Source organism: Streptomyces sp. NPDC003023, assembly GCF_042888225.1.
GTDB lineage: Bacteria > Actinomycetota > Actinomycetes > Streptomycetales > Streptomycetaceae > Streptomyces.
This window is the reverse complement of sequence record NZ_JBIAPL010000012.1, coordinates 94,414-106,975: the sequence shown is the minus strand read 5'-3', so window position 1 is coordinate 106,975 and position 12,562 is coordinate 94,414. Positions and strand designations below refer to the sequence as shown.

15 protein-coding genes and 1 riboswitch are annotated in these 12,562 nt (G+C 71.3%); of the genes, 4 read left to right on the top strand and 11 right to left on the bottom strand.

What is annotated here, in order from left to right; genetic code table 11:
* Window positions 1-49 precede the first annotated feature (49 nt).
* From ACFYV1_RS30035 to ACFYV1_RS30025, 3 genes are all read right to left on the bottom strand, one after another.
* Window positions 50-1,063, bottom strand: a complete 1,014-nt coding sequence (locus tag ACFYV1_RS30035) for a hemolysin family protein (protein WP_389398755.1) — start codon at window positions 1,061-1,063, stop codon at window positions 50-52.
* The gene (locus tag ACFYV1_RS30030; RefSeq protein ID WP_389398754.1) at window positions 1,060-2,406 is read right to left on the bottom strand and encodes a hemolysin family protein; all 1,347 of its coding nucleotides are present in this window, start codon (window positions 2,404-2,406) and stop codon (window positions 1,060-1,062) included. The genes ACFYV1_RS30035 and ACFYV1_RS30030 overlap by 4 nt, the downstream gene beginning before the upstream one ends.
* Before the next feature lie 170 nt (window positions 2,407-2,576).
* Window positions 2,577-2,999: a GNAT family N-acetyltransferase gene (locus ACFYV1_RS30025; protein ID WP_389398833.1), complete on the bottom strand. Its 423-nt coding sequence runs from the start codon at window positions 2,997-2,999 to the stop codon at window positions 2,577-2,579.
* A gap of 212 nt (window positions 3,000-3,211) precedes the next feature.
* Between ACFYV1_RS30025 and ACFYV1_RS30020 the strand changes: the two genes are divergently transcribed.
* Both ACFYV1_RS30020 and ACFYV1_RS30015 read left to right on the top strand, forming a co-directional pair.
* Window positions 3,212-3,427 carry an antitoxin gene (locus ACFYV1_RS30020; RefSeq protein ID WP_389398753.1) on the top strand — a complete coding sequence of 72 codons (216 nt, stop codon included), beginning with the start codon at window positions 3,212-3,214 and terminating at the stop codon, window positions 3,425-3,427.
* A complete protein-coding gene (locus ACFYV1_RS30015) occupies window positions 3,424-3,795 on the top strand; it encodes a fic family toxin-antitoxin system, toxin component (protein ID WP_389398752.1) in 372 nt (123 codons plus the stop codon). Before ACFYV1_RS30020 ends, ACFYV1_RS30015 begins: the two co-directional genes overlap by 4 nt.
* A gap of 1 nt (window position 3,796) precedes the next feature.
* Here the strand turns inward: ACFYV1_RS30015 and ACFYV1_RS30010 are convergent, their stop codons facing one another.
* The 5 genes from ACFYV1_RS30010 to bioB form a co-directional block, all read right to left on the bottom strand.
* Window positions 3,797-4,474, bottom strand: coding sequence for a class I SAM-dependent methyltransferase (locus tag ACFYV1_RS30010; protein WP_389398832.1), 678 nt, complete (start codon window positions 4,472-4,474; stop codon window positions 3,797-3,799).
* A gap of 67 nt (window positions 4,475-4,541) precedes the next feature.
* A complete protein-coding gene (locus ACFYV1_RS30005) occupies window positions 4,542-4,895 on the bottom strand; it encodes a VOC family protein (RefSeq protein ID WP_389398751.1) in 354 nt (117 codons plus the stop codon).
* Between the two features lie 5 nt (window positions 4,896-4,900).
* Window positions 4,901-5,614, bottom strand: a complete 714-nt coding sequence (bioD, locus tag ACFYV1_RS30000) for a dethiobiotin synthase (protein ID WP_389398750.1) — start codon at window positions 5,612-5,614, stop codon at window positions 4,901-4,903.
* Window positions 5,615-5,769: 155 nt separating this feature from the next.
* Window positions 5,770-7,059, bottom strand: coding sequence for an adenosylmethionine--8-amino-7-oxononanoate transaminase (locus tag ACFYV1_RS29995; RefSeq protein ID WP_389398749.1), 1,290 nt, complete (start codon window positions 7,057-7,059; stop codon window positions 5,770-5,772).
* Window positions 7,052-8,227: a biotin synthase BioB gene (gene bioB, locus ACFYV1_RS29990; protein WP_389398748.1), complete on the bottom strand. Its 1,176-nt coding sequence runs from the start codon at window positions 8,225-8,227 to the stop codon at window positions 7,052-7,054. The genes ACFYV1_RS29995 and bioB overlap by 8 nt, the downstream gene beginning before the upstream one ends.
* A 145-nt stretch (window positions 8,228-8,372) precedes the next feature.
* On the opposite strand from bioB, the gene ACFYV1_RS29985 reads away from it, so the two are divergent.
* Window positions 8,373-9,518, top strand: coding sequence for an 8-amino-7-oxononanoate synthase (locus tag ACFYV1_RS29985; RefSeq protein WP_389398747.1), 1,146 nt, complete (start codon window positions 8,373-8,375; stop codon window positions 9,516-9,518).
* 219 nt (window positions 9,519-9,737) lie between these two features.
* A complete protein-coding gene (locus ACFYV1_RS29980; protein ID WP_389398746.1) occupies window positions 9,738-10,169 on the top strand; it encodes an ATP-binding protein in 432 nt (143 codons plus the stop codon).
* A gap of 397 nt (window positions 10,170-10,566) precedes the next feature.
* Here the strand turns inward: ACFYV1_RS29980 and ACFYV1_RS29975 are convergent, their stop codons facing one another.
* The 3 genes from ACFYV1_RS29975 to ACFYV1_RS29965 form a co-directional block, all read right to left on the bottom strand.
* A complete protein-coding gene (locus ACFYV1_RS29975; RefSeq protein WP_389398745.1) occupies window positions 10,567-11,043 on the bottom strand; it encodes a C40 family peptidase in 477 nt (158 codons plus the stop codon).
* A gap of 3 nt (window positions 11,044-11,046) precedes the next feature.
* Window positions 11,047-11,219, bottom strand: a riboswitch (cyclic di-AMP (ydaO/yuaA leader).
* A gap of 328 nt (window positions 11,220-11,547) precedes the next feature.
* Complete coding sequence (locus tag ACFYV1_RS29970) at window positions 11,548-11,856, bottom strand: hypothetical protein (RefSeq protein ID WP_389398744.1); 309 nt, start codon at window positions 11,854-11,856, stop codon at window positions 11,548-11,550.
* 7 nt (window positions 11,857-11,863) lie between these two features.
* Window positions 11,864-12,502, bottom strand: a complete 639-nt coding sequence (locus tag ACFYV1_RS29965) for an ATP-dependent Clp protease proteolytic subunit (protein WP_389398743.1) — start codon at window positions 12,500-12,502, stop codon at window positions 11,864-11,866.
* Between the last annotated feature and the right edge of the window lie 60 nt (window positions 12,503-12,562).

Sequence of the window (12,562 nt, the reverse complement as noted above, 5' to 3'; positions counted from 1 at the left end):
CACGGCACGCGGGGCACGGCGGGGCGGGTGGACACCCGCCCCGCCGGTCTCAGCCCGGCTTCCCCACGAGCTCCCGCAGGATGTCCTCCATCGTGACCAGACCCTCCGGCCTGCCGTCCTCGTCGAGGACGGCGGCCAGATGCGTACGGCTGCGGCGCATGGCCGTCAGCACGTCGTCCAGCGGAGTCGTCGCCCGCACCCGCGCGATCGGACGCATCGCCGACACGGGGAACGCCGTGTCGCGGGGCGCGGCGTCCAGCGCGTCCTTGACGTGCAGGTAGCCGAGGATGCGCCGGCCGGCGTCCACCACAGGGAAACGGGAGAATCCCGATTCCGCCGAGAGCCTCTCCAACTGTTCCGGAGTGGTGCCGGCCTGGGCGTACACCACCCTCTCGATGGGCATCACCACGTCCCGCACGGGCCTGCGCCCGAGCTCCAGCGCGTCCCGCAGCCGTTCCGCGGAGCGGTCGTCGAGGAGTCCGGCCTCGCCGGAGTCCTGCACCAAGGTCGCCAGCTCGTCGTCGGAGAAGGTCGCGGAGACCTCGTCCCTGGTCTCCACCCGCAGGAGCTTGAGCAGACCGTTGGCGAACGCGTTGATCATGAAGATCACCGGCCGCAGGGCCCGAGCCAGTGCCACCAGCGGCGGCCCGAGCCACAGCGCGCTGCGCAGCGGCTCGGCGAGCGCGATGTTCTTCGGCACCATCTCGCCCAGCAGCATGTGCAGATACGTCGCTACGGACAGGGCGATGACGAACGAGATCGGGTGGACCAGGCCGTGCGGCACGCCCACCGCGTCGAAGGCCGGCTCGAGCAGATGCGCGATGGCCGGCTCCGCGACGATGCCGAGGACCAGCGTGCACAGGGTGATGCCCAGCTGGGCGGCGGCCATCAGCGCCGAGACGTGCTTGAGGCCCCACATGACGCTGCGCGCCCGGCGGTTCCCCGCCTGGGCCTCCGGCTCGACCTGACTGCGCCGCACCGAGATCAGTGCGAACTCCGCGCCGACGAAGAAGGCGTTGAGGACCAGGGTCAGGAAGCCGATGAAGAGCTGGATCGCGATCATCGTCCTGCCTCCTCGATCTCGTCGGACTCTTCTGCGGTCACGAGCGGCGCGTGCAGCAGCACCCTCGCCGCCCGTCGTCCGGAGGCGTCGACGACGTCGAGCTGCCAGCCGGTGACGTCGATCCGGTCGCCCTCGGCCGGGATGCGCCCGAGCTCGGTGGCGACGACCCCGGCCAGCGTCTCGTAGGGCCCGTCGGGCACCTTGAGCCCGATGGCTGCCAGCTGGTCGGTGCGGGCGGCACCGTCGGCGGACCACAGGGCCCGGCCGTCGGCGTCCTCACCGGCGGGCGCCAGATCGGGCGTCTCGTGCGGGTCGTGCTCGTCGCGGACCTCGCCGACGACCTCCTCGACGATGTCCTCCATCGTGACGACACCGGCGGTGCCGCCGTACTCGTCGATGACGACCGCCATGGTGGACCTGCCCTGCAGCCGGTCGAGCAGCCGGTCCACGGTCAGCGACTCGGGCACGAGCACCGGTTCACGCAGCAGCTCCGAGACGCGCAGACGCGGCCGGCGTTCCGCGGGTACGGCCAGTACGTCCTTGATGTGGGCCACACCGACGACGGTGTCCAGGCTGCCCCGGTAGACCGGGAAGCGGGACAGGCCGGTGGCCCGGGTCGCGTTGGCGACGTCCTCTGCCGTGGCGTGCACCTCGAGGGCCGTGACCTGCACTCGCGGAGTCATCACGTTCTCCGCGGTGAGCTCGCCGAGGCCGAGGGTCCGGACGAACAGTTCGGCGGTGTCGGCCTCGAGCGCTCCCTCCTTCGCCGAGTGGCGGGCGAGCGCGACGAGCTCCTTGGGGCTGCGTGCCGAGGCCAGCTCCTCCGTGGGCTCCATGCCCAGGCGCACGACCATGCGGTTCGCCGTGTTGTTGAGGTGGGCGATCAGCGGCCGGAAGGCCGCCGTGAAGATCCGCTGCGGAGTGGCGACCACCTTGGCGACGGCCAGCGGGGAGGAGATGGCCCAGTTCTTGGGAACCAGTTCGCCGACGACCATCAGCACCACGGTCGACATCGCGGTGCCGATGACCAGCGCCGCGGACGACGCCACGGAGGGCGAGACGCCGAGGTCCTCGACGGGCCCGCGAATCAGTTTGGCGATCGAGGGCTCGGAGAGCATGCCGACGACCAGGTTGGTCACGGTGATGCCGAGCTGCGCTCCGGAGAGCTGGAACGTGAGGCTGCGCGCGGCCTTGAGCGCACCGGCCGCGCCGCGTTCGCCGCGCTCCGCGGCCCGCTCGAGATCACTGCGCTCGACCGTCGTCAGGGAGAACTCCGCCGCTACGAAGGCTCCGCAGGCGACTGAGAGCAGCACCGCCACGACGAGCAGAAGCACTTCGGTCATCGGTTCACCTCCGTCCCATGATCGGACAGGGGGAGGAGGATTGCGCGATGTCGGCTATCGGGAGGCTCGCCCATGGGCGGACGCTCACACCTTTCGATACAGAAGTGGACAGTGCATCCATGGTAAAGGACGGGCAAAGCGGCCCGTGCCCGGGCACCTGGGCACGGGTCTCATGCCAAGGGCTTGACCCAGCGCCGCCAGTGGTCCTCGCGCAGATACCCGGCGGACGCCCAGGCCCGGTGCGCCCGCTCGTTGGCCTCGAGCACCATCGCGTCCCCGCGTCGGCCGCCCACGGCGACGAACCGCTTCTCCGCCGCTTCGAGCAGCGCCGCCGAGATACCGCGCCGGCGGAGGGAGGGCAGCACGGCCAGCCGGTACAGGGAGCAGCGCCAGCCGTCGTAACCGGCGATGACGGAACCCACCAGCACGCCGTCCGACTCGGCGAGGATGAGCGCGTGCGGGTCGTGCGTGACGAGCCGTGTGACGCCTTCCACGTCGTCCGTGATGCTGATGCCCTCCGCCGCCTCCTTCCAGAAGGCGAGAACGGCCTCGGCGTCGTCCGGTGCGGCATGGCGGATCTTCAGGTCGGGCAGTTCGCCGGGCACTCGCTCTGTCATGACCACGAGCCAAGCACGCGGGCCGCGGGCTTCGCCATCGACTTCCGCCGTGCGAGACGGTGGGTCATGTCGCGAACCGGTGCCGGGCAGTGCGGCCGCGTCGGCCGGGCGGTGCCGCCTCACCAGGCGACGGGCGCCCGCCGTGCCCCCCCTTGCCGACGCTAGCAATTCTGCGCTAGCTTCGAAGTGTGGCGAAGACCCAGTTGAACGTACGCGTGGACGAGACCACCGCGGAGACCGCCCGGCAGCGGGCGCTGCAACGCGGCGTGAGCGTGAACCGCTACATCGAGGAGCTCGTCAAACAGGACGCGGGCGAGGCAGGACGTACATTCGTCGACGCGGCGGCCGACTTCATGAAGCAGTACGAGTCGGTCTTCGCCGAGGAGTTCGGCGACAAGCGTTGAGCCTGCGGATCGACCTCGCCTGGCTGCTCATGGTCGCCGAGCACAAGACCCCCGGCGACCCGCAGGTCACCGACTGGGGCGCGCTCGTCGCCGCCGTCAGCCGCCACGAGGCGGAGATATTCGGTGTTCCCGTCTACGCGGACCCGGCCTCCCGGGCCGCCGCGCTGCTGCAGCTGCTGCTCCATGTGCCGGCACTCGAACGTTCGAACGCCATGTTCGCCTCGGCCGTCGCGTACGGCTATCTCGTCGCCTGCGGCCTGAAGGTCGTCACCTCGCCCGAACAGGTACGGGACCTGGCCAGGCTGGTCAAGGACGGCAAGGCGGACATCGGACGCATCGCGGAGGAACTGCGCAACTGGAGCGCGTGACTCAGGCGGTTTCCCGCGGACGGCGGGCGACCCCCAGGACACACGGCGACGTGGGCAGCTGCGGTCCGCCGGCCGGTACCCGGAACCGGCGGCAGGGGCCGAGCTCGAAACCCGCGGCCTCGATCGCGCCCACGGTGTCCCGCGCCGTGTGGCAGCCCCCGAACAGCAGCGGCCACACCGTACGGTCCAGCGCCCGCTGGGCACCGGCGAGAGCACGGCCGTCCGCCCTGCCGTGCTCGAAGAACCGCAGCTCGCCACCCGGGCGCAGTACTCTCATGATCTCCGAGAGCGCTCGCGGCAGGTCCCTCACGGTGCACAGCACCAGCGACGCGACCGCCGCGTCGAACCCCTCGCTCTTGACCGGCAGCGCCTCGGCGACACCCGGGACCACGTCCACCGGGACCTCGGCGCGCAGCGCCGCGTCGGCCGCCAACTTCCGCAGCGAGCGCTCCGGTTCGAGCGCGACGACCTCACGGACAGCGGCCGGGTAGTGCGCGAAGTTCAGACCGTTGCCCGCGCCGATCTCGATCACCCGGCCGGACAGTCCGTCCAGCAGCTCGGCCCGGTAGGCGGCGATGCCACCCTTCACGTCCGCGCTCACGCTCATCTTCGCGTAGAAACGGGCGAAGAGAGGGTGGTGGACGGCATCCCCGCGGACCTTCGAGCCGCGCTGATCCATCGAGGCCATCGGTGCCTCCCTGTGAAGGACGGGCCGGACACCGCCATTCTCCCCCGGACGGCGGGAATCAGCCGCCGACCGGCACCACGAAGCAGAACTCGTTGCCCTCGGGATCGCGCAGCACCTGGAAACGGCCGTGGTCGTCGGTGACCGTCGCACCGACCCGCTCGGCCCCCAGCCGTACCGCTTCCCGTGCCGCCGCGTCGACGTCACCCGCGTCCAGATCCAGATGGATCCGGTTCTTGACCGTCTTCCCCTCCGGTACGCGCTGGAAGGCGATGCGTACGAACAGGGGTGGATCGACGTACGACCAGTCGTCGGAGCGGTCCACCGGGTCGCCGCCGAGAAGCTGGGCCCAGAAACGCACCAGCCGGGCCGGGTCGTGGCAGTCGAAGACGATCTCGTCGATCCTGGCGCGCATGGCCGTCAGCCTACGGCCGCGGTGAACGCCTCCGCATCCCACCGGCCGCCGAGGCCCGGCGCCAGCCACGCGGTGGCGCGCCCCCTGAACTCGACGGGCGTGAGCGCGCCGGCCCCCTCGGGCACGACCCCCAGCAGTGGCGCACCCGCCGCCTCCGGCAGATCCGCCAGATTGCAGCGCGCGGCGAGATCCGGCTCGCCCGGCCAGCTCCCGACCACGACGCCCAGCTGCGTCAAGTCCCTTGCGCGCAGGGCCTCCGCGGTGAGCGCGGTCATGTTCAGCGTGCCGAGGGCGGCCGGGGCGACGACGAGCACCGGCGCGGCCAGTTCGACGGCCACGTCGGCGAGGGTGGCACCGCTGTCGTCGAGGCGTACGAGGAGGCCTCCCGCGCCTTCGACCAGCACCAGATCGTGCCGGGCCGCCAGTTCGGCCGCGGCCTCGGCCACCTGCCTCGGCCGCACCGGAGGCAGTCCGGCCCGCCGGGCGGCGGTGGCAGGTGCCAACGGGTCGGGGAAGCGCGCGAGTTCGGCCCGTGTGACGTCGCCGGCGAGCCGCGCCACCACGTCGACGTCGCCGTCCTCACCCGGCAGGACCCCCGTCTGCGCGGGCTTCAGCACCGCGACGGACCGGCCCGCCGCGAGAGCCGCCGCGGCGACGGCCGCGGTGACGACGGTCTTGCCGATCTCGGTACCCGTCCCGGTGACGACGATCACTGCCATGTGCTTGCCCGCCCTTCGTTCGCTCCACCGGGGACGTCCGCCCCGGTCCCCGCTCCACGCGGCTCCACCCGCCGCCGGCCCTGCTCACCGGGGACTCTGCCGCCGCGCCCGCGGGCGCGGCGGCAACCTGCCGCGCCCGCGGCGCGTCCCGCGCGTCACCCCGCCGCGACGGCCGCGAGGACCGCGCGGCCCACCCGGGCCAGGTCCTCGTCGTTCGTCACGTACGGCGGCATCGTGTAGATCAGGTCGCGGAACGGGCGGAGCCAGACGCCCTCGCGGACCGCCGCCTCCGTCGCCGCGGCCATGTCGACCTCGTGGTCGAGCTGGACGACGCCGATGCCGCCGAGGACCCGGACGTCCTTCACGCCGGGCAGCTCCACCGCCTCCGCGAGGCCTTCGCGCAGTCCCCTCCCGACACGCTCGACCTCCTGCTGCCAGTCGTGCCCGAGCAGCAGGTCGATCGACGCGCAGGCGACGGCCGAGGCGAGCGGGTTCCCCATGAACGTCGGACCGTGGGCCAGCACCGGGACCTCGCCGCGCGAGATCCCCTCCGCCACCCGCGGTGTGCACAGCGTCGCCGCCATCGACAGATAGCCGCCGGTCAGGGCCTTGCCCAGGCACATCACGTCGGGCGCGATCCCGGCGTGCCCGGACGCGAACAGCTTCCCCGTCCGGCCGAAGCCGGTCGCGATCTCGTCGAGGACCAGCAGCACCCCGTGCTCGTCGCACGCCTCGCGCAGCACCCGCAGGTACTCGGGGGAGTGGAAGCGCATGCCGCCCGCCCCCTGCACCACGGGCTCCACGATCACCGCCGCGAGCTCGTCCGCGTGCCGGGCGATCAGCTCACGCAGATGGGCCGCGTACGACTCCTCGTAGTCGGCCGGTGGCGCCTCCGCGAAGATCTGCCGGGGCAGGACGCCCTGCCACAGCTGGTGCATCCCGCCGTCCGGGTCGCACACCGCCATCGGCTGCCAGGTGTCGCCGTGGTAGCCCCCGCGCCAGGTCAGCAGTCGCTGCTTGGAGGGGCGGCCCACCGAGCGCCAGTACTGCAGGCACATCTTCACCGCGACTTCGACGGACACCGAGCCCGAGTCGCACAGGAAGACGTGCCGCAGCGGCTCCGGCGTGATGTCCACCAGCCGGGTGGCCAGCCGGACGGCCGGCTCGTGGGTGAGTCCGCCGAACATCACATGGCTCATCCGCCCCAGCTGCTCGGTCACCGCCGCGTTGAGCACCGGGTGGTTGTAGCCGTGCACCGCGGACCACCACGACGACATGCCGTCGATCAGCTCGCGCTGTCCGTGGACCTCCTCGGCGAGCCGCAGGCGCACCCCGGCGGCCGACTCGACGACGAGGGGGTCCGTACGGCCCGGCATCGGGCCGTACGGGTGCCAGACATGTGCCCGGTCAAGGGCACGCAGTTCGTCGGGGGCGAACTCAGGCATTCGGCGCCACATCGGTGCCGGCGCCCCGGCGGCGCACCGCGACGAGATCGGTACGGGCGGCTGCCGGAACCGCCGGTGCCGCAGTGGCCTGGGCCGCCGTGTCGTCCGCGCAACCGCCTTCGCCGCCTTCGCCGCACACCGAACCGCAGCCGCCGCCGGCCGTCCCGCGGTGCTCGGGCAGGGTCGTGGTGTCGGTGCCCTCCACCTCGAAACCGGCGTCGGCGATCATCTCCAGGTCCGCCTTGCCGGCCTGGCCCTCACTGGTGAGGTAGTCGCCCAGGAAGATCGAGTTGGCCAGGTGCAGCGCGAGAGGCTGCATCGAGCGCAGATGCACCTCGCGCCCGCCGGCCAGCCGGACCTCCACGTCCGGGCAGACGAACCGCGTCATCGCGAGGATGCGCAGACACCGCTGCGGGGTGAGGTGCCACTCCTTGGCGAGCGGGGTGCCCTCGAAGGGAATCAGGAAGTTCACCGGGACGGAGTCCGGGTCGAGCTCGCGCAGCGCGAAGACGACGTCGACCAGGTCCTCGTCGCTCTCGCCCATGCCGGCGATCAGCCCGGAGCACGCGGACAGTCCGGCGGCGTGTGCCTTGTTGACCGTGTCCACGCGGTCCGCGTAGGTGTGGGTGGTGGTGATGTCCCCGTACGTCCCCTCGGACGTGTTCAGGTTGTGGTTGTACGCGTCGGCCCCCGCGTCGCGCAGACGCTCGGCCTGACCGTCGGAGAGCAGGCCGAGGCAGGCGCACACCTCGACGTCCTCGTTCTGGCCCTTGATCGCCTCGATGGTCTTCGAGACGCGGTCCACGTCCCGGTCCGTCGGGCCGCGCCCGCTCGCCACCAGGCAGACCCGCTTGGCACCGCCGGCCACACCCGCGGCCGCCGCCTCCGACGCCTCCTCGGGCTTCAGCCACGTGTACTTGAGGATCTCCGCCTTCGACCCGAGCCGCTGGGAGCAGTACGAGCAGTCCTCCGGACACAGGCCGGACTTCAGGTTGACGAGATAGTTGAGCTTCACCCGCCGTCCGAACCACTGCCGGCGCACCTTGCCGGCAGCGGCCACCACATCGAGCACATCGTCGTCGGAGGTCGCCAGCACGGCGAGCGCTTCTTCGCGGGTCGGCAGCTCGCGCCGCAAGCCCTTCTCCACCAGCGTGTTCAGGAGGTCCATGGCGCAGATCCTTGCGTACGGCACGTGCCTCGGCCAAGGAGGAACTCCACAACAGGGGCGTTTCAAGGTGTGTGCATGGCCACACCCGACGCTCGCCCGCATCGAGCTAGGGTCTGTCCGCTGCCTACAAAAGGAGCGGACCAGCATGCCGCAGGATCCATTCGACTGGATCGACGAGGAGTCGCGCCGCCGGGAGCGCGCCGGCCTGGTCCGCACACTGCGTCCGCGCGCCGCGGACAGCGATCTCCTCGATCTGGCGAGCAACGACTACCTCGGGCTCACCCGTCGGCCCGAGGTCACCGAGGGCGCCGTGCGGGCGGCCCGCCGCTGGGGAGCGGGGGCCACCGGGTCCCGCCTCGTCACGGGCAGCACCGAACTCCATGCCGAACTGGAGAGTGAACTCGCCGACTTCTGCGGCTTCGAGGCGGCCCTCGTGCTGTCCTCCGGCTACGCCGCCAACCTGGCCGCGGTCACCGCGCTCAGCGGCCGCGACGCCCTCGTCGTCTCCGACGCGGGCAACCACGCCTCCATCGTCGACGGCTGCCGGCTCTCGCGGGCCGAGACGGCCGTCGTCCCGCACAGCGATGTCGAAGCGGTGCGCAAGACGCTCGACGCGCATCCCGGCCGCCGTGCCGTCGCCGTCACCGACTCGGTCTTCTCCGTCGACGGAGACGCCGCACCCCTGCCGGGTCTCGCCGAGGCCTGCCGCGAGTACGGCGCGGCGCTCGTCGTCGACGACGCGCACGGACTCGGGGTCCTCGGCAGGGGCGGTCGCGGCGCGCTCGACGCCGCCGGGCTCGCCGGCGCGCGCGGCACCGTCGCCACACTGACGCTGTCCAAGTCCCTGGGCAGTCAGGGCGGCGCGGTCCTCGGCCCGGCACGCGTCATCGAGCACCTGGTCAATACCGCGCGCACGTTCATCTTCGACACCGGACTGGCACCCGCGGCGGCCGGCGCGGCGCTCGCGAGCCTGCGGATCCTGCGCCGCGAGCCCGGGCTCGCCGGGCGGGCACGCGAAGTGGCCGCGACTGTGCACCGTCGCCTGACGGACGCCGGGCTGACCGCTGCCCGGCCTGACGCCGCGGTCGTCTCCGTGCAGGCGCCCTCCGCGGACACGGCACTGCGCTGGGCGGCGGACTGCAGGGACGCGGGGCTGGTCGTCGGATGCTTCAGGCCCCCGTCGGTGCCCGACGGGATCTCGCGGATCCGGCTCACCGCCAGGGCGGATCTCACCGAGCAGCAGATCGACACGGCGGTCGCCACGATCATCGCGACCGCCCCGGCCCGTTGAGGCGACGGGCGCTCTCCGGGCCCCGTTCCAGGGGCCGTAAATACGGTCGTCCGTAGCAGAGTTCACCGCATCGAGCGACAGATATGTACGTATCTGGTGGATCACCGACCCTGAAGCACGATAAGTGGCAGTCTGACGCGGAAGCGTAATCCGTGGCCGTTCCCGCGTTTCATCCGCTACGAGTCGGAGCCGGCCCGGTGGGAAAGGGACAGCGCCGCCATGGCAGACCACCAAGAAGCGTCCATCACTCTGCCGAGTGATCCGGCGTCGGTTGCCACCGCACGGAGATACGTCACGGAGACCGTCTGTGAATGGGGGCTGGAGCCCTGTGCCGATGCCGTGGACACGGTGCGGCTGATCGTGTCCGAACTGGCCACCAACGCGGTGCAGCACACCTTCGGGCAGTCCCCGACGTTCACGGTGGACCTGCGCCTGGAGCGCGACGAGCAACTGTGCATCGGAGTCACCGACAGCCATCCGCGCTGGCCTCGGCGGCTGCCCGCCGCCGTGCGCCAGGACAACGGCAGGGGCATGGTCATCATCCGCACCCTCACGGCGGAGCGGGGCGGCCGGCTCTCCGTGACGCCCACCCCGGAGGGCGGCAAGACCGTCTGGATCGCGCTGCCCTGGTCGGTTCCGGTACAGAACTGACAACGCGCGGCCACTGCGGACGGAAACGTCGCGTGACGGCGGACGGCCACCGCATGTCCCGACCGGACGGGCGGTCGCTTCACGGCAGGGCCTTCCCTGCCCGGCACCGGCCCCTGCCGAACATGCCGCGCATCAGGGCCCGGACGGCCGGCGCGCCAGCTCGTCGCGGTGCGGGGTGACCGCCCGGTGCACGCCGCACTCCGGGGGCGCGACAGGACGCGACCGGCGCGAGCGGGCTCGACGGCGGCCTCGACCGGCTAGGGCGGTGGTTGCGCGGGCCGCGCACCCCGCGCCGTCCAAGGCGTCTTTGGAAGGCGCTGACCATGCTCGGCGCGACTCTGCTCGTCCGGTCGGCGGCGTGCTGACCGGACGTCAGCTCAGCGGCGGCGGCGGTGTGTCAGCTCACGCGGCCGTACTTGACGCTCCGCGTCCAGATCTTGGCCAACCGGACCACGTCGCCCGTCTTGGGCGAGTGCCAGATCTTTCCATGACCGGCGTAGATGCCCACGTGGTACACGGCACCGCCGGAGTGGAAGAAGACCAGGTCGCCACGTTGTCTGTTGCCGGCGGAGACATGGCGGGTCCGGTTGTACTGCTGCTGGGCCGTACGAGGCAGTATTTTGCCCGCCTTCTTGTACGAATAGAGCGTCAGCCCGGAGCAGTCGAAGCGGTTCGGTCCGGTGGCGCCGTACCGGTACGGCGCTCCCTGCTTCGACGCCGCGACCTTGAGCGCTTTGCTCGCGTAGCTGCTGATCGCGTACGCCTCGGCAGTGCTGCCCGGAGCGAGGACGGTGCCGCCGACGGCGGCGATGGTCAGTGCCGATACGGCGCCCGCCCGCGAGAACAGGAGCGGGAGATGCATCTGCGCAGTCATGCGCAACCCTTCGTCAGCCGCCTGTGAAGGATGACCTGTCGGGTTCGGACCGGCGAAGACGCCCGGCCGCCGCAGCGGCTTCACCCCGAGGCGTGTCCAAGATCGCCGGACGCGCCGTACTGCTCGGGTCCTCCACTCCTGCCGGTGCACTTCTGTCGACCAGGCATCCGGTGCGGCGGCAGGACTCAGCGTCCGCCCGGACCGCCCCGTCAAGGTGGCGGGGGCTTGTCGTCCCACGGATCGTTACCCACCCATGTCCGATTTCCGAGTTGAAACGGCTTTTGTGAAGCCGATCACGACTGGACCTTTCGGGTGGGCAGGGCTGTGGGGCCGCTTCCCGCGTGTCCCGGAAGCATCGTCGTACCAGCGACGAAGCGGCCCATTGGGCCAGATCGGTGGTTGCGCGGCGCAAGTCCTGCGACACGCAACAACTTCGGGGAAGCTCCACCGAACGGGGGACAAATACCGCTACCCCGTCGGCGGTTGACAGCCGCGGAACGACCGTCAGCTCGTCTGACCGGGAGGAATGGTCACGCGTTTCGCCCGGCGTTCACCGTCCAGGACGCGCAGTGCCTCGGTGAGCGTGTGCGTGTACACCTCGTTCTCGCCCCGTATGTGCATGAGCGTCAGGGCGTCCTTGAGGGCGGCGGCCCGCCCGACCAGCGCCTGCGCGGCGCGCAGTGCTCCATAGGTGTGGTGGCCGCGGACCGGGTTGATCCGGCCGAGCAGGTCGACGACTTCGAGGTAGGCGTCGACGAACTCGGCCTCCGCGCGGGTCAGCGCGGGCAGTGAGGGCAGTTCCGGCGGCAGCATCCGGTGCTCACCGGCCCCCGTGCGGCGGCGTGGTCGGCATCTTGCGGCTCGCGACGACGTGGTCGATCAGGCCGTACTCCCTGGCGGCGGGGGCGTCGAAGATCTTGTCCCGCTCCAGGTCGGCCGCGATGCGCTCCGGGCTCCGGCCGGTGTGGCGCGTGAGCATTCCGGCGAGTTGTTCGCGCAGTCGCAGCAACTCCGCGGCGTGGATCTCCAGATCGGAGGGTTGTCCGCGCAACGGCTCCTCGTACGCGGGCTGCTGCATGACGATGCGCGCGCCCGGAAGGGCCATGCGCTTCCCGGGCGCGCCGGCGGCGAGCAGGGTGACGGCGGTCGACACCGCCTGGCCGAGGCATGTCGTCGCCACGTCGCAGGTGACGATCTGCATCGTGTCGTAGATGGCGGACATCGCGCTGAGTGATCCGCCGGGGGAGTTGATGTAGAGGCAGATGTCCTGGTCGGGGGCCGTGTACTCGAGGTGCAGCAGCTGCGCGATGACGTCGTTCGCCGCGGTGTCGTCGACCGCGGTCCCCAGGAAGACGATTCGCTCCTCCATCAGCTTCGAGTACGGGTCGACGGTGCGCGTTCCCGAGAACGTGCGCTCGGTGAACTCCGGCAGGACATGGCGGGCGGAAGGTCGGTTCACGGCGTGCCTCTCCTCGGTCTGACGGCTCTCGCTCTGTAAAAAATGTACAGGATGTACAGG

Coding starts and splice junctions, on each gene's coding strand:
- ACFYV1_RS30035 (WP_389398755.1), bottom strand. CDS start 1,063: ATGATCGCGATCCAGCTCTTCATCGGCTTCCTGACCCTGGTCCTCAAC.
- ACFYV1_RS29975 (WP_389398745.1), bottom strand. CDS start 11,043: ATGACTGCGCAGATGCATCTCCCGCTCCTGTTCTCGCGGGCGGGCGCC.
- ACFYV1_RS29980 (WP_389398746.1), top strand. CDS start 9,738: ATGGCAGACCACCAAGAAGCGTCCATCACTCTGCCGAGTGATCCGGCG.
- bioD (WP_389398750.1), bottom strand. CDS start 5,614: ATGGCAGTGATCGTCGTCACCGGGACGGGTACCGAGATCGGCAAGACC.
- ACFYV1_RS30010 (WP_389398832.1), bottom strand. CDS start 4,474: ATGGATCAGCGCGGCTCGAAGGTCCGCGGGGATGCCGTCCACCACCCT.
- ACFYV1_RS29995 (WP_389398749.1), bottom strand. CDS start 7,059: ATGCCTGAGTTCGCCCCCGACGAACTGCGTGCCCTTGACCGGGCACAT.
- ACFYV1_RS30005 (WP_389398751.1), bottom strand. CDS start 4,895: ATGCGCGCCAGGATCGACGAGATCGTCTTCGACTGCCACGACCCGGCC.
- ACFYV1_RS29985 (WP_389398747.1), top strand. CDS start 8,373: ATGCCGCAGGATCCATTCGACTGGATCGACGAGGAGTCGCGCCGCCGG.
- bioB (WP_389398748.1), bottom strand. CDS start 8,227: ATGGACCTCCTGAACACGCTGGTGGAGAAGGGCTTGCGGCGCGAGCTG.
- ACFYV1_RS29970 (WP_389398744.1), bottom strand. CDS start 11,856: ATGCTGCCGCCGGAACTGCCCTCACTGCCCGCGCTGACCCGCGCGGAG.
- ACFYV1_RS30030 (WP_389398754.1), bottom strand. CDS start 2,406: ATGACCGAAGTGCTTCTGCTCGTCGTGGCGGTGCTGCTCTCAGTCGCC.